This window comes from Paraburkholderia sp. J7, from assembly GCF_905220155.1.
Taxonomy (GTDB): domain Bacteria; phylum Pseudomonadota; class Gammaproteobacteria; order Burkholderiales; family Burkholderiaceae; genus Paraburkholderia.
Genome location: NZ_CAJMYZ010000006.1, coordinates 88,522 through 103,315 on the forward strand (window position 1 = coordinate 88,522; position 14,794 = coordinate 103,315).

Genomic DNA, 14,794 nt, shown 5'->3' on the forward strand with positions numbered 1-14,794 from the left:
AAGGAAAACTGCGAATGGGCAAGCTGACTACCCACGTGCTCGACACCGCGAACGGCCGTCCCGGCGCGGGCATCAAGGTCGAGCTCTTTGCGCTCTCGGGCGACGCACGCCGCGCGCTCAAGACCGTGACCACCAATGACGACGGCCGCTGCGACGCGCCGCTGCTCGAAGGCGAGGCGCTCGCCAAAGGCGAATACGAACTCGTGTTCCACGCTGGCGACTACTTCGCCGCCTTAGGCGCGAATGTGCCCGAGCCGCGCTTCGTCGACCGTGTCGTGCTGCGCTTCGGCATCGCCGACGCCGGCTCGCATTACCACGTTCCGCTACTCGTTTCGCCGTGGTCGTACAGCACGTATCGGGGCAGCTGAGCGGCAACGCAGCACATTCTCAAAGGGCATTGCGGGCGATCTTCAAGCCCGATTCAACGAGCCCAAGGTCATACGAACAACAACGGCGGCGCGGCAGCGCGAGGGTCGGCGAACGGCCTGGCAACTGCACGGCGCGCTCATACCCCGCAGTTAGCGTGTGCGAACCAACGCGCGCGCCATGCATCAGGACTGGAGACGTTTCATGGAAGGCTTTATTACCGACTGGCTGAACCTCGCACTGCGCTGGTTCCACGTCATCGCGGCGATCGCCTGGATTGGCGAGTCGTTCTATTTCGTTGCGCTCGACAACAGCCTCAAACCGCCCACGGACCCGAACCAGCGCCGCCGCGGCGTGTTCGGCGAGCTGTGGCACGTGCACGGCGGCGGCTTCTACAACATGCAGAAGTACACCGTGGCGCCGCCTGAAATGCCCGACGACCTGCACTGGTCGAAGTGGCCGTCGTACACCACGTGGCTTTCGGGCGCGTCGCTTTTCACCGTGCTGTATCTGATGGCGCCGAACACGTATCTCATCGACAAGAACGTGCTCGACATGGGTCCGGTCGTCGCGGTCTTCTCCGCGCTCGGCTTCCTCGCCGCGGGCTGGATCGTCTATGACTCGCTGTGCCGCGTGCTCGGCACGAAGGACAAGCTGCTCGGCGTGTGCGTGGGCATCTACGTCGTGATCGCCGCTTACCTCGCCTGCCATATCTTCTCCGGCCGCGCCGCGTATCTCATCATGGGTGCGATGCTTGCGACGATCATGTCGGCCAACGTGTTCTTCGTCATCATCCCCGGCCAGCGCAAGATGGTCGCCGCGATGCTCAAGGGCGAAGTGCCGAACCCGATCTACGGCAAGCGCGGCAAGCAGCGTTCAGTGCACAACACCTATTTCACGCTGCCCGTGGTGTTCGCGATGCTCTCGAACCACTACGCCATGACCTATGCCCACGCCTATAACTGGGCCGTGCTCGTGGTGATCATGCTGGCCGGCGCGCTGATTCGCCAGTTCTTCGTGATGCGTCACCGCGGCCAGCAGCTGTGGTATCTGCCGATTGGCGGCGTGGCGCTGATGTTCGTCGCGCTGGTGTGGACGCTGCCGCGCCCGGTTGTGCCGCAGGCCGAAGCCGCGAATGCGCCGGCGCTCAAGGTCTCCGACATCCAGCCGATCCTGCAGCAGCGCTGCGCGTCCTGCCACTCGGCTCACCCGACGATGATGGGCGCGGCGCCCGCCGGCGTGATGTTCGATACGCCTGACGAGATCTCGCAGAACGCACAGCGGCTGTATCAGCAGGCTGTGACGCTCAAGGCGATGCCGCTTGGCAACGTCACGCACATGACCGACGACGAGCGGCAAAAGATTGCGATGTGGTTCCAGGGGGGCGCGAAGCAGTAACGTAGCCGGCAGCGCGCATCGAATGATTCGCGTGCTGCCAACCAGGAAAGGAAGGACCCGAAGTGCGATACGCTTCGGGTCCTTTTGCTTTTGAGGGGCGCGTTTCGAATGGCCTGCGTTTCGGGCAATCGTGCCGAGGACGAACTGCTCCAGCTCGTTGTCACAGCGCCCTGGCATCTGAACGCAGCCGGATACCCGATCGACGCCGTGCGTGCGCACAGCCCCCAAAAGAAGCGTTCACCAAAGGTCGCTGCGCTTTGCGCACGCATCAGATGGCGGGCATGTTCCGCGCTTGCGTGACTGTTACGCGCGGCTGCGCCTGCGCGTTGGCGCATCGAAGCGTGTCGAGATTGAACCGGCGCTCGTGCTCGGCGGGCAAATCGATCCACGTGTGCGCCTTCCTGAACCAACCGCGGCCTTCTTCTTGTCGGCGCCGCCCTCTCCCCGCGAAAGTGAAACCGTCGCGCAAACGCACAAGAATCTGGCGCAACGGCTCATCGAGCGAAGCGAACCGCGCAACCATAAAAAAAACCACGACGTCGGTCGTGGCTTTTTGGACTGCTCGGGAATGCAGATGATCAGCGTAACGCCGCGTTCATCGCCTCTTGCGTCAACCAAAGCGACTCAGGCAAATCCTGCTCGTTGAGATTGAGCCCATCGCCGCCGCGATCGACGACGATGAAATCGGTTACCTCGCCCAAAGCGATCAGCGGATGATGCCAGACGCCCTTCGCATAATTCACGCCCTGCCAACCGCGTGATACGAAAGCGCGAATCTGCGTGACGTCCAGATCGCCTGCGGGCGCGACCACCACGAGATACGGCTTCTCGTTGAGCGGCACGAACGCCTGGCTGCCAAGCGGATGCCGCTCGAGCATCTTTACTTCGAACGGCAGTTCGCGAGGCTGCCCGCGAAACAGATTCACAAGCGTACGGCCGCCTTCGTCGCTGACATCCACTTTCGCGAGGTCGTGATAGCGGATTGTGGTACCGAGATTAATCGGAATCTGCTTTGCGCCTGCCAGCTCGATCACGTCGCCGAATGGCGCGAACGCCTCGCGCGTGAGCGGCTCGATGGTCAGCGTCGTCCTTGTTTCACTCATGATGGCCTCGTCACCCGATCACGCGAGCGTGCCCCACAGACGCACGCGCGAAACGCCGCCATCGGGGAAAATATTGAAGCGTACGTGCGTAACCGGACCGAGCGCGGCCAGCTCACTCTCAAAGTAGTGCTGCTTGTCCATTTGCAGCTTTTGCTCGCCGAGCAGCACCGGCCAGAACATGGCCTGGGTCACGAGCGAGCTGTCCGTGCCACCGACCACGCGCGCGGCCTGGAACGAGCAGCGGTCGGGGTAGTTGCCCTTGAAGTGCGCCGTATCGACTTCGATCTTCTTGATGATGCCCGGTTGCGCGAGCGCGATGATCGCCCAGTCGTTGCCAGGCTCGCGGCGGCGGCGCGTTTCCCAGCCGTCGCCCATGTTCACGCCGCGGCCCGGCATGAGCAGCGTGGAGGCCATGCCAAAGTGCTGGTTGTTCGCGCCAACGAGGTACGCGCCGTTTTCCATCGCGGCCAGGTCAAACAGTTCGGTGCGACTCGCGCCCGCCCAGTCCACTTGCGGCTGGCCATACACACGCAGACGCGCAATGCCGCCATCGGGATAGATGTTCACGCGCAAGTGCGTGTACGGCTTGTCGCTCGATACCTCCACGTAGTGGTGGCTATTGCCGTTCAGCGACGTCGAGGGGACGATTTCCGTCCATTGCGTCGTCGCAGTGGGGGCGCCGTCCGCCACATACGCGCCTTCAACCGACGCCGCCGGCGGATAGTTGCCCGTAAAGTGACTCGTGTCGATATCGAGGCCCTTGATGACGCCAGGGCGCGCGAGCTTCACGATGCACCAGTCGTAGCCGGTCGTGCGCTTGCGACGCGTTTCCCAGCCGTCCATCCACTTGCCGTGTTCGTCGTACTTGCCCGGAATGAAGACGGCAGCCTCCGGATTGAGCATGCGATCCTTCGGTGCGAAGAAGTCGTCGCTCGCCTCGAGCGCCTGCGCACCCAGGCGCGGGTCCGCGAGATTCACGAAGCGGCGCGTGAAATCAGGGGCGTTGGGGTCGAGAGTCGGGAGTGCCATCGTTGTCTTCCTTCGTGTCTTTTCTGTAGATCAAAACGGCGCTGCGCCCTCTCGTGAAAAACCGGAGGGCGCATCGCCACGTTACGCGTCGATCAGTTCGTCCAACCTGAAGCGCGCAATGCGGTAAATCTGGTCGAGGCTCGCGCGCATTTCATCGGCGCGACTGTTGTTCACGCGCGCCTCGAAGTTCGCGATGATGCCGTGGCGGTCATAACCACGCACAGCCAGAATGAATGGGAATCCGAACTTCTCGCGATACGCGCTGTTGAGCGCGAGGAGCTTGTCGAACTCTTCCTGCGTGCACTGATTCAGGCCCGCGCCGCTTTGCTCTCGCGTGGACTCGGCAGTCAGCTCGCCGCGCACGGCAGCCTTGCCCGCAAGCTCCGGGTGGGCGTTAATGAGCGCAAGCTGCTTGACCTCGCCCGAGGCTTCCACGGCCTGCGACATGGTGCGATGCAGCGCGTCGATGCTTGCAAACGGGCGCTGCCGCGCGGCCGCTTCGGCCACCCAGGGCGAGTGCTCGAAGATGCCCGAAAGCGCCGCCACGAAGGCGTCGGCCGAAGCTTGATTCAGCTGTTCGAGGGTGTAGTGCATTGCCTTCATGCGGCGGCCCCGCGGTGGTCGTTCTGCTGCGGTTGATAGGGATGATGCTCGCGCCAGTGGCGCGCGATGTCCACGCGGCGCGTGACCCACACGCGCTCATGTTTTTCGATGTGATCGAGAAAGCGCTGCAGCGCACGAAAACGCCCCGGGCGCCCGAGCAGCCGGCAGTGCATGCCGATCGACAGCATCTTCGGCGCCTCGTCGCCTTCTTCGTAGAGCACGTCGAACGCGTCGCGCAAGTACGTGAAGAAGTGGTCCGCCGTGTTGAAGCCCTGGGGCGACGCGAAGCGCATGTCGTTCGTGTCGAGCGTGTAAGGCACGATCAGTTGCGGCACCGTCTTGCCGCCCGTGACTTCCACGTCCATCCAGAAAGGCAGGTCGTCGCCGTAGTAATCGGAGTCGTAGAGGAAGCCGCCATACTCGGCCACCAGACGATGTGTATTCGGGCTGTCGCGGCCCGTGTACCAGCCGAGCGGGCGCACACCTGTCACGCGCTCGATCGCTTGCATGCCGAGCTTCATGTGCTCGGCTTCTTTGGCCGGCGAAACGTCCTGGTAATGAATCCAGCGGTAGCCGTGGCACGCGATCTCGTGGCCCAGCTCGACGAATGCGCGCGCGACTTCGGGATGACGCTCGATCGCCATGCCCACGCCGAACACGGTAAGCGGCAAACCGCGCTTTTCGAATTCGCGCAGGATGCGCCACACGCCCGCACGCGAACCATATTCGTAGATCGACTCCATGCTCATGTGGCGCGCGGGATACGCAGCCGCGCCCACGATTTCGGAGAGGAACTGTTCGGAGCCGGGGTCGCCGTGCAGCACGCAGTTTTCGCCGCCTTCTTCGTAGTTGAGCACGAACTGCACCGCGACGCGCGCCTGGCCGGGCCAGTTGGCCTGCACTGGATACCGGCCATAACCGATCAGATCGCGGGGATATTGGGGATCGAGTGGCATGCTGGTCGAATCAATCGAATAGAGAGGATGAGACGAAATATCCGCGCAACGGCGAGGCGCCGTGAAGCGGCCGCCGGCGCTGCTTGGCCAGGCCTGGCGGACGGTCCGCGCAACCTGCTTACAGGACCGGTTCAGTGTAGCGAAATCACCCGTACGCGCCCATACGCACGCTCAGATAGTACGGGTCAAGCGAGGTGTATGTGGCCGCCCGGTTTGCCGGACAGATGGGCGTCCACATCGGCTCACAGGCGTTACACGTTTACCCGTAGCGCAGCGGGCGCACGGGCGGCGGCGTCTCCGTGACCGGCGCGGGGTTGGTCGGGCTGAAGCGCGCGAAATCGCCGTCGTAACGCTTGGCCAGCGGCCGCGCGAAGTCACCCCGCTTGGCGGTCGTCAGGCGCAGTGCGACGAGCGCCTCCACCCATTTCACGGCGGCCGTCACACCGTCCACCACGGGCACGCCCAGCGCGTCCTCCACTTGCGCGCACAAACTCGTCATGCCCGCGCAACCCAGCACAATGGCGTCCGCGCCATCTTCCTCGAGCGCACGGCGGCACTCTTCGACGATCGCGCGGCGCGCGGCCGATCCCGGCTCATCGAGTTCGAGCACGGCCACGTCGATTGCACGCACGTTGCGGCAAAAACGCGTCATGCCATAGCGCTCTGCGAGATGCCAGGCCATTGCACGGGTGCGCGAGAGCGTCGTGACGACCGAGAAGCCGGGCGCGAGCACGCTCGCCGCATGCATCGCGGCTTCCGCGATGCCCACGACGGGCCCGCGAGCCAACTCGCGCGCCGCGTAGAGGCCAGGGTCGCCAAAACACGCGATCACGTAGCCGTCGAAGCCTTCGCGCTCGCCCGCCTCCACTTCGGCGAGCAGGCCAGGTGTGGCGAGCGCCTCGTCGTAATAGCCTTCGATCGACGGCGGGCCCATCGTCGGGCTCACCGCCACCACCTCCGTGCCCGGTGCGATCACGGCACGCGCGCACTGCTCCATCGCTGCGGTCATACGCTGCGTGGTGTTCGGATTGATCAGTTTGATGCGCATTTCGATTCCTTCGTCGATGCCTGGTTTTGCGTGCCGCTCATGCCTTTGCGCGAGCGCGTTCGCCCATCGTGAGCGCGCGATAGAACAACGCGCCGAGCGCTGCGCCAATGAACCACGAGAAGTTCGCGGCACCTCCGAGCGACGGCACCATCACGCAGAGAATCGCGATCACCGCTGCGGGCAGCAAGGCCGACACCGCACGCCAGTTCACGCCGTTGCGATACCAGTACGCGCCCTTCGGCGACACCGAATAGAGATCATCCACGGCAAGACGTCCACGCTTCACGAGATAGAAGTCGATGATCAGGACACCATACAGAGGCCCAATGAAAGCACCGAGTATGTCGAGCGTGTAGTGGATCACAGCCGGGTTGTTGAAGAGATTCCACGGCGTGATGAAGATCGAGGCCACGGCAGCAAGCATGCCCCCCGCACGCCAGCTGATGAGGCGCGGTGCGACATTGGAAAAATCGAACGCGGGCGAAACGAAGTTCGCGACGATGTTGATGCCGATGGTCGCAATCGTGAACGTGAGTGCACCGAGAATCACAGCGGTGGGGTGGTCGATGCGGCCGACCGTTTCGACGGGATCGGTAATCAGTTCTCCGAACACAGGAAGCGTGGCCGACGTCGTGATGACCGTGACGAGCGAGAATGCGAGGAAGTTGACCGGCAGCCCCCAGAAGTTGCCCTTGTGAACGCTCTTGAGCGACTTGCCGTAGCGCGAGAAGTCGCCGAAATTGAGCATCGGTCCCGAGAAGTACGACACCACGAGCGAGATCGCCGTGATCATCACGGGAATCACTTCCGCACCGTGATACTTCACGCCGCCGAGATTCAGACCAATGTTGTGCCAGCCCGCGCGATACACCATGTAGCCCGCGAGCGCGAACATCACGACGTACACCGCCGGGCCCGCGAAGTCGATGAACTTCTTGATGGTCTCCATGCCGTTCCAGAACACCAGGGCCTGAAGCACCCAAAGCGTCATGAAGCCGGCCCAGCCAACAGCCGACAGCCCAAGCAGGCCGTGCTTGTGCACATCGGCATAAGGCATGAGTTGCGGAACGAACTTGAGCACGACGATCACGAGCGCGCTCGAAGCAAGATAGGTCTGGATGCCGTACCACGCCACGGCGATAAGACCACGAATCACAGCGGGAATATTGGCGCCAAGCACGCCGAAGGTACCGCGACAGGCCACCGGGTACGGTACGCCGTGACGCTGGCTGGGCCGCGCGATCAGGTTGCAAAGCACGTTGACGATGGAGATGCCGACGATCAGCGCTACGAGCACTTGCCAGCTCGTGAGGCCAAGCGCGAAGAGGCTCCCCGCGAACACATAGCCGCCGACGCTATGCACGTCGGACATCCAGAACGCGAAGATGTTGTACGCGCCCCAGGTCTGCTCCTTGAGCGGCGCGAGGTCGTGGTTGTAGAGCCGCTCGCTGTAGCCGGCCGGCAAGCGCAGGTTTTCTGCGGACTCGCTGCTTTCGCCAGATTCGAAATTGGGCACTGCCGGACTGCCAGGTGACGCGCTGAACTGAGCCATGATCCGCTCCTTGGATGGATTTGCCGACGGAAAAAAGACGCCTGAACGCCTCGAAACGCGTGCGTACCGCCGCTGGACGCGGCCGCCGCGATATCCCCGAATGGTTTGGCCCTTGCAGGCACCGCACCGGTCGCCGCTTGCGGGCGCCCTGTAACGCTGTGCCTGTGTGAGCCGTACGCATGCACGGCATGCGCCCCACTCCATCCTTTTCAGCCGCGGCGGCCACCGTACGTCGTGAGCCGCCGCGCATTACTGCAATCCTTTACCGCAATCCGCTTCAAGTCCCGCTTCAGTGCCGCCTCAGAAGCCGCTCAGCGTCCGTGCGCAGCCGCCTCGCGAGCGCCGAACACTTCCTGTAAATCGACCGAAGCGCCTGCCGGCCGGTCAAGCATCCGAAGCTCGACACCCTGCAAATGGCGCACCATGAGCTCGACTGCCTCTTTCTCGTTTCCGGCCTCGAGCGCCGCGAGAATCGCCTCGTGGTCGTCGAACGAACACGGGCTGCGGCCCGGCGATTCGTAGAGCGCCGAAATCAATGTCGAACGCGCCACGAGTCCATTGAGGCAATCGCACAGCACCGTATTGCCGGTGAGCGTGGCGAGCGACGTATGGAATTCGCCCGAAAGCCGGATCCACGTCGGAAAGTCGCGCCCTTCAAAAGCCTTGCGCTCGCGCCGGATCGTCTCGCCGATGCTTTTCAAACGACGGTTGCCATGCTGCGCGCTGCAAATTCGCCCCACCACGGCCAACTCGATGATCCGCCGCATTTCAAACACCTCGTGCACTTCCTGCAGCGTCGGGCTTGCGACGAACGCGCCACGATTGGGCTCCAGATCCACGAGATGGTCCTTCGCAAGCAGCGCGAGCGCCTGGCGGATCGGGCCGCGCTTCACGCCGAATACTTCGCACAACTGTGCTTCCGTCAACTTCGCGCCTGGCGGCAGCCGGTGCTCGAGAATCGCTGCGCGGATTCGCGCGGCGATGGCTTCGGGCTTCATGCCGGTTGCTTCGGCGTCGATATCGGTCTTTGCCATGGCTCGGGTCTCTATGTTGGGTATCCTAGGTTGGACATAAATATTGTCAACAATTTTTTGGGCGAACCTGGGGAAGATCCCCACGCACGCACCTGCTGCCACATGCTTCTTATCGGTGAAATGCGCTTTATTTCGGGGAATTCAGCACCTGCATGGTGATTCCCCGCCCCAACTCGGTCACATTTTTTTGTCAACAATTTACGGAAGAAGCGTTGCAATGAACATGGTCGGACGCCGCTTGGATCTGGCCGTTAGTTGCGTAATAGCCCATAAAAAAAGCGCCCGAAAGCGCTTCTGTGGTAGTGCGGAATCAGCTCAAATACGGATAATCGCTCACGGTCAACTCGAAGCCATGAGCCGTGCTGCTCAGTTGTGCCGGCGCGCCCATCGGCAACGTGACCATATCCGGAATATGGCCGAACGGCAGGCCCGTCACCACCGGAATGCCAACCAAAGCGCGCACCTGCTCCACCATTTCACGCAGATCGTAGCCGTTGTCGTAATCGAACTGCTTGTGGCCCGAAAAGTCGCCCAGCACCAGCGCTTGCTGACGCGCGAGAATGCCGGCCAGGTGCAACTGGTAAATCATGCGCTCGATGCGAAACGGCTGCTCGTTCACGTCTTCCACGAACAGGATACCGCCCTCGACAGGCGGCAGATAAGGCGTGCCGATCAACGAAGTCAGCACCGCCAGATTGCCGCCCCAGAGCGTGCCCGAAACATTCGTCGATTGAGCCTGGGGCGCATTCACCTTGAGCGTGTAGCTCGGTTTCGAGAGCGCGTCCCAGAAGTGATGCATCGTGAAACTACTCAGGCTTTCGGCGCCGAAGTCGCTGCACAGCATCGGACCGCCGAACGTCGTGAGCCCGGCGCGCGCGAGCAGCGCGAGCTGAACGGCGGTGAAGTCGCTATGCCCCACAAACGCAATGGGCTGGTCCTTCAAGCGCCGCTGCAGTCCGTCGTAGTCGAGGCCGTGGAGGATGCGCACTGCGCCGTAGCCCCCGCGCACGGCGAGCACGATGTCCGGCAAATCGCGCGACGGGTCGGCCAGGCGATTCAGTTCGGCCGCGCGCTGGCCATCTGTGCCGGCAAAACGCTGATAGCGCCGCTCGGTCGCCTGCACGCCGTCGACGTGATGGCCCTGCGCGCGCAACCGTGCGAGCCCGCGGTGCACCGCTTCCGGGTCGTGCGGATAACCAGACGGTGCGATCAGTTCGATGGTGCGATGAATGGTCATGTCGAATTCGATTCAACCGTGAGATTCAACCCGCGGGTTCGTTCGGACCGGCTACGCCGGTTCCTCCCTGCGCTTCCTCGGCCTGTGCGCGAGCTGCACGGCGCGCTTCCCGGCTCGCACGGCGCCGGTCGGCGAAGAATGATCGCAACGCCTCGCCGCACTCGTCCGCCAGCACACCGCCGGACACACTCGTGTGGTGATTCAACTGCTCGTTGGCAAAGGCATCGACCACGCTGCCGCATGCGCCGGTTTTTGGATCATGGGCGCCGAACACCACGCGTGCGATACGCGCGTGCATGATCGCGCCGGCGCACATCAGGCACGGTTCAAGGGTCACATAGAGTTCGCAGCCGGGCAAGCGGTAGTTACCCAGCGCGTGAGCGCCCGCGCGCAACGCCGCCATTTCCGCGTGCGCAGACGGATCGTGCGCGCCGATCGGGTGATTGAAGCCCGAAGCAATCACTTCGTCACCGCGCACGAGCACCGCGCCCACGGGTACTTCGCCGGCAGCGCGCGCCTGTTCGGCTGCGGCCTGCGCGAGGCGCATGAAATGCTGGTCGCGCTCGGAGACGGGATCGGGTTGGGAAGCGGTTTGTGAAGCGGCCCCGGACGCCGGCGCGAGCGAATCGGCGGGAGCCGGTCCAGCCTTCAGACTGGCAGCCGGGTGCGCCTCTTCGCGCTCGCCGCCGGGGGCGTGTGGCTGAACGGGAGAGCCCGTCACGCCGCCCCCGCCGAGAGCGCCAGCTGACCGGACTCGCCGGCGGCACGTTCGGACAGACGCTCCGCAATGCGGCGGCGATATTCGTGCGGCACGACCATCGGGCCGCCGCGCAAGGATTCGAGCGCCATGTCGAGCGCGAGCATGCGCGCGCGCAGGCGGCATTGCGCGGCCTTGTCGCCCACGGCGGCGAGGTCGTCTTCGAGGTCGCGCAAGGCCCGCAGTTGTTCGACTGCGGGCGGCACGAACCCCGCATTCTTCAGGATGCGGTGGGCTATGCGCACTTCTTCGGGCACGAGCAGGTCGTCGTCGAGCGCCTGCGGCGCACCGGCGCCGGGCAGGTCGTCGAAGTCACCGCGCGCGGCTGCGGCGGCAATCCGTTGTTCGACGAGGGCATCAAGCAATTTCATCAGCAATCCACTACGTTGCGGCCCACGCATTCTATCAGGGTAAGACCTGGAAGACCGTGCGCCGCTGGCATGTGTGTCATCTACTTCCTACGGCTTGACAGGCTTGGGGTTTGATGCGGGATGAATGGCCGCAGACGACGAAACCTGGAATTGTCTGATGGCACGGGGCTGCGGCCGAGGCGTATTGTTAAGCGGTTAGACCCGCCACGCCCTCTTCACCCTCGATGATGAAACAACACATCCGCCTCAAACGGCCCGCTACGCGGCGACTTCGCCTCGTCACCCTCTGCCTCCTGCTCACCGCCAGTCTTTCGGGCTGCGGCGTGTTCTGCGGAGCGGCAGGCGGCAGCGGCGGCGGCATTGCCGGTGGATGCGGCGCCGGCATGCGATTCTGACCGCCAGATGCAAAAAGCGCCGCTGGAACGCCCGGCTTGTACCGGCTCCCCAGCGGCGCTAGAAGGATTGACGGGCTTTCGGCCCTGCCCTCAGTCCTTCATCACCTTGCCGACCGCGTCGACCACAACGCTCACGTTCTTCTCATTCAGGCCGGCCACGCACATGCGGCCCGAGCGCAGGATATACACGCCGAATTCTTCCTTCAGGCGCTCGACTTGCTTCTCGCTCAAGCCCGTGTACGTGAACATGCCGCGCTGCTTCACGTAGCGCGCGAGCGCCGCTTCGCTCGCATGCGCGCGCAGGCCGTCGTGAATCGCCACGCGCATGCGCGCAATGCGCTCGCACATCGCCGCCAGCTCCTGCTCCCACGACGCCTTCAGTTCCGGTGTGTTGAGCACACGCGTGACGATCTTCGCGCCGTGAGTCGGCGGATTGCTGTAGTTCGAGCGCACCGAGCCCGTGAGCTGACCGAGCACACGGTCGGCCGCCGCCGCGTCCTCGCAGATCACGTGCAGGCCGCCGCAACGCTCGCCATAGAGCGAGAAGTTCTTCGAGAACGAATTCGCCACCAGCGCCGGCACACCTCGGCGCGAGAGTTCGCGCACCGCGAACGCGTCGTCCTCGAGGCCCGCGCCGAAGCCCTGATACGCCATATCGACGAACGGCAGCAGATCGCGCTTTTGCAGCACGTCGATCAGTTGCTCCCACTGCCCGCGGTCCAGATCGACGCCCGTCGGGTTGTGGCAGCACGCGTGGAGCAGCACGACGCTCTTCGCCGGCAGCGCGTCGATGGACGAGAGCATCGCCTCGAACTTCAGGCCGCCCGTCAGCTCGTCGTAGTACGGGTACGTGTTCACCGTGAACCCCGCACGCTCGAAGATAAAGCGGTGGTTCTCCCACGTCGGATCGCTCACCCATACCTGGCTGGTCGCGAAATAGCGCTTGATGAAATCGGCGCCGACCTTGAGCGCGCCCGAGCCGCCCAGCGTCTGCACGGTCGCGATGCGGCCGGCCGCGCGCGACGGGCACTCAGCGCCGAACACCAGTGCCTGCACGGCGTCGCGGTACTGCGCGAAACCCGCCATCGGCAGATACGGCTTCGGACCCGGCTCTTCGAGAATCGCCGCCTCGGCCTTGTGAACGGCCTTCATGACGGGCAGACGGCCTTCGTCGTCGAAGTAAATGCCAATGCTCAGATTGACCTTGTTCTGACGCGGGTCCTTCTGAAAGTTCTCGTTGAGCGAGAGGATCGGGTCGCCGGGGTAGGCATCGATGTGTTCGAACATGCTGTTTAACTCTCTGGACGAAATTCGGGACGAATATCAGCGCTTACGGAGCCGGCACGCCACGCTGCAGCGCCGGCGCCGACTTGCGGCACCACAGACGGTAGGCGAGCCCAAGCACGCCCAGCCAGACCGGAATCAGGTACACGGAAATCCGAAGATCCGGAATCAGATACATTACAACGAGAATCCCGCCGAGGAACACGAGGCACACGTAATTCGTCAGCGGATAGCCGAGGCTGCGGAACGTGGTCGTCTGGCCGGTACGCGCCTTCTCGCGGCGGAATTTCAGGTGAATCAGGCTGATCATCGCCCAGTTGATGATGAGCGCCGACACGACGAGGCCCATCAGCAGTTCGAACGCCTTGCCCGGCATGAAGTAGTTGATGATCACGCAGGCAGCCGTGACGAACGCCGATACACCAAGCGCCGTGAGCGGAATGCCGCGCCGGCTCACCTTGAGCAGCGCCTTCGGTGCATTGCCCTGCTGGGCGAGGCCGAACAGCATGCGGCTATTGCAGTACACACCGCTGTTGTAGACCGAGAGCGCGGCCGTCAGCACGACGACATTGAGCACGTTGGCCACGAGGTCGCTGTTCATCGCGTGGAAGATCAGCACGAACGGGCTGCCGCCAGCCACGACCTTCTGCCACGGGTAGAGCGAAAGCAGCACGCCGAGCGCGCCGATGTAGAAAATCAGGATGCGGTAGATCACCTGATTCGTCGCGCGTGGAATGCTATGCGAAGGATCGTCAGCCTCTGCTGCGGTAATGCCGACAAGCTCCAGTCCTCCGAACGAGAACATCACGACGGCCATGGCCATGACGAGACCCGAAACGCCGTGAGGGAAGAAACCGCCGTTGCGCCAAAGGTTCGAGACGCTCGCTTCGGGACCGGCCGAGCCCGAAAACAGCAGCCAGCCGCCGAAGGCGATCATGCCGACGATCGCCAGCACCTTGATGATCGCGAACCAGAATTCGAGTTCGCCGTACGACTTGACGCTCGTGAGGTTGATGCCGTTGATCAGGACGAAGAACACGAGCGCCGAGACCCACGTGGGCAGCGTCGGCCACCAGTAGTGCATGTAGATGCCGACCGCCGAAAGCTCGGCCATGCTCACGAGCACGTAGAGCACCCAGTAGTTCCAGCCGGAGAGAAAGCCCGCGAACGGGCCGAAATACTTGTCGGCGAAATAGCTGAACGAACCGGCGACGGGCTCATCCACGACCATCTCGCCCAGCTGCCGCATGATGAAGAACGCGATGATCCCGGCAACGCCGTAGCCGAGCAGCACCGAAGGGCCGGCGGTCTGGATCGTCTGCGCGATGCCGAGGAACAGGCCCGTGCCGATCGCCCCGCCCAGCGCAATGAGCTGGATGTGGCGATTCTTGAGGCCGCGTTTTAGCTGGCCGCGATTTTCACGCGTGTCGTTTGAAACCATGTCTCTTCCTGTCTCCGACTTATCGGCGCGGGGTCCAGGCATCCGGATAGGACGCCGGCTCCGCTCCACGAAATAAAATTGCGCACGCAACGTTCTGCGTTGCCGCGCTGCCAGGCTTGGCGGTATGGGCCGCCAGCCCGATCGGGTGCGCCCAGTGTATAGTTGGCGCGGAAAAATATGATTTCATCTCGTACGCAGGCAAACCCTGATTGATACAATT

At 63.4% G+C, this 14,794-nt stretch carries 14 protein-coding genes; 2 read left to right on the forward strand and 12 right to left on the reverse strand.

What is annotated here, in order from left to right; genetic code table 11:
- The first annotated feature begins 14 nt into the window (after positions 1-14).
- Positions 15-368 (forward strand): hydroxyisourate hydrolase, encoded by a 354-nt coding sequence (uraH, locus tag U5A58_RS11720; protein WP_321908690.1) that lies wholly within the window; start codon positions 15-17, stop codon positions 366-368.
- Between the two features lie 202 nt (positions 369-570).
- Entirely contained in the window at positions 571-1,764 is a 1,194-nt protein-coding gene (locus tag U5A58_RS11725; protein WP_321908692.1) for a urate hydroxylase PuuD, read from the forward strand.
- Positions 1,765-2,342: 578 nt separating this feature from the next.
- Here U5A58_RS11725 and U5A58_RS11730 read toward each other — a convergent pair.
- From U5A58_RS11730 to U5A58_RS11785, 12 genes are all read right to left on the reverse strand, one after another.
- The gene (locus U5A58_RS11730; protein WP_321961580.1) at positions 2,343-2,867 is read right to left on the reverse strand and encodes an ureidoglycolate lyase; all 525 of its coding nucleotides are present in this window, start codon (positions 2,865-2,867) and stop codon (positions 2,343-2,345) included.
- 18 nt (positions 2,868-2,885) lie between these two features.
- Entirely contained in the window at positions 2,886-3,896 is a 1,011-nt protein-coding gene (alc, locus tag U5A58_RS11735; protein WP_321961581.1) for an allantoicase, read from the reverse strand.
- A gap of 81 nt (positions 3,897-3,977) precedes the next feature.
- Positions 3,978-4,499 (reverse strand): 2-oxo-4-hydroxy-4-carboxy-5-ureidoimidazoline decarboxylase, encoded by a 522-nt coding sequence (gene uraD, locus U5A58_RS11740; RefSeq protein WP_321961582.1) that lies wholly within the window; start codon positions 4,497-4,499, stop codon positions 3,978-3,980.
- A complete protein-coding gene (gene puuE, locus U5A58_RS11745; RefSeq protein WP_321961583.1) occupies positions 4,496-5,455 on the reverse strand; it encodes an allantoinase PuuE in 960 nt (319 codons plus the stop codon). Before puuE ends, uraD begins: the two co-directional genes overlap by 4 nt.
- Positions 5,456-5,714: 259 nt before the next feature.
- The gene (locus tag U5A58_RS11750; protein ID WP_321934850.1) at positions 5,715-6,503 is read right to left on the reverse strand and encodes an aspartate/glutamate racemase family protein; all 789 of its coding nucleotides are present in this window, start codon (positions 6,501-6,503) and stop codon (positions 5,715-5,717) included.
- A gap of 37 nt (positions 6,504-6,540) precedes the next feature.
- Positions 6,541-8,055: an NCS1 family nucleobase:cation symporter-1 gene (locus tag U5A58_RS11755; RefSeq protein WP_321908702.1), complete on the reverse strand. Its 1,515-nt coding sequence runs from the start codon at positions 8,053-8,055 to the stop codon at positions 6,541-6,543.
- Between the two features lie 311 nt (positions 8,056-8,366).
- Positions 8,367-9,089, reverse strand: a complete 723-nt coding sequence (locus U5A58_RS11760) for a GntR family transcriptional regulator (protein ID WP_321908703.1) — start codon at positions 9,087-9,089, stop codon at positions 8,367-8,369.
- 310 nt (positions 9,090-9,399) lie between these two features.
- Positions 9,400-10,326: a muramoyltetrapeptide carboxypeptidase gene (gene ldcA, locus U5A58_RS11765; RefSeq protein ID WP_321908705.1), complete on the reverse strand. Its 927-nt coding sequence runs from the start codon at positions 10,324-10,326 to the stop codon at positions 9,400-9,402.
- Between the two features lie 25 nt (positions 10,327-10,351).
- On the reverse strand, positions 10,352-10,978 hold the full coding sequence (gene tadA / locus U5A58_RS11770) for a tRNA adenosine(34) deaminase TadA (RefSeq protein ID WP_415774215.1): 627 nt from the start codon (positions 10,976-10,978) through the stop codon (positions 10,352-10,354).
- Between the two features lie 65 nt (positions 10,979-11,043).
- On the reverse strand, positions 11,044-11,454 hold the full coding sequence (locus U5A58_RS11775; protein ID WP_321961585.1) for a DnaJ family domain-containing protein: 411 nt from the start codon (positions 11,452-11,454) through the stop codon (positions 11,044-11,046).
- Between the two features lie 485 nt (positions 11,455-11,939).
- Complete coding sequence (locus U5A58_RS11780) at positions 11,940-13,136, reverse strand: amino acid aminotransferase (RefSeq protein ID WP_321961586.1); 1,197 nt, start codon at positions 13,134-13,136, stop codon at positions 11,940-11,942.
- A 43-nt stretch (positions 13,137-13,179) separates the two neighbouring features.
- Positions 13,180-14,574 carry an amino acid permease gene (locus tag U5A58_RS11785; protein ID WP_321961587.1) on the reverse strand — a complete coding sequence of 465 codons (1,395 nt, stop codon included), beginning with the start codon at positions 14,572-14,574 and terminating at the stop codon, positions 13,180-13,182.
- Between the last annotated feature and the right edge of the window lie 220 nt (positions 14,575-14,794).

Bases quoted from the DNA above. Each gene is read 5' to 3' on its own strand.
- uraH (WP_321908690.1), top strand. From the start codon at position 15: ATGGGCAAGCTGACTACCCACGTGCTCGACACCGCGAACGGCCGTCCC.
- U5A58_RS11725 (WP_321908692.1), top strand. From the start codon at position 571: ATGGAAGGCTTTATTACCGACTGGCTGAACCTCGCACTGCGCTGGTTC.
- U5A58_RS11730 (WP_321961580.1), bottom strand. From the start codon at position 2,867: ATGAGTGAAACAAGGACGACGCTGACCATCGAGCCGCTCACGCGCGAG.
- alc (WP_321961581.1), bottom strand. From the start codon at position 3,896: ATGGCACTCCCGACTCTCGACCCCAACGCCCCTGATTTCACGCGCCGC.
- uraD (WP_321961582.1), bottom strand. From the start codon at position 4,499: ATGAAGGCAATGCACTACACCCTCGAACAGCTGAATCAAGCTTCGGCC.
- puuE (WP_321961583.1), bottom strand. From the start codon at position 5,455: ATGCCACTCGATCCCCAATATCCCCGCGATCTGATCGGTTATGGCCGG.
- U5A58_RS11750 (WP_321934850.1), bottom strand. From the start codon at position 6,503: ATGCGCATCAAACTGATCAATCCGAACACCACGCAGCGTATGACCGCA.
- U5A58_RS11755 (WP_321908702.1), bottom strand. From the start codon at position 8,055: ATGGCTCAGTTCAGCGCGTCACCTGGCAGTCCGGCAGTGCCCAATTTC.
- U5A58_RS11760 (WP_321908703.1), bottom strand. From the start codon at position 9,089: ATGGCAAAGACCGATATCGACGCCGAAGCAACCGGCATGAAGCCCGAA.
- ldcA (WP_321908705.1), bottom strand. From the start codon at position 10,326: ATGACCATTCATCGCACCATCGAACTGATCGCACCGTCTGGTTATCCG.
- U5A58_RS11775 (WP_321961585.1), bottom strand. From the start codon at position 11,454: ATGAAATTGCTTGATGCCCTCGTCGAACAACGGATTGCCGCCGCAGCC.
- U5A58_RS11780 (WP_321961586.1), bottom strand. From the start codon at position 13,136: ATGTTCGAACACATCGATGCCTACCCCGGCGACCCGATCCTCTCGCTC.
- U5A58_RS11785 (WP_321961587.1), bottom strand. From the start codon at position 14,574: ATGGTTTCAAACGACACGCGTGAAAATCGCGGCCAGCTAAAACGCGGC.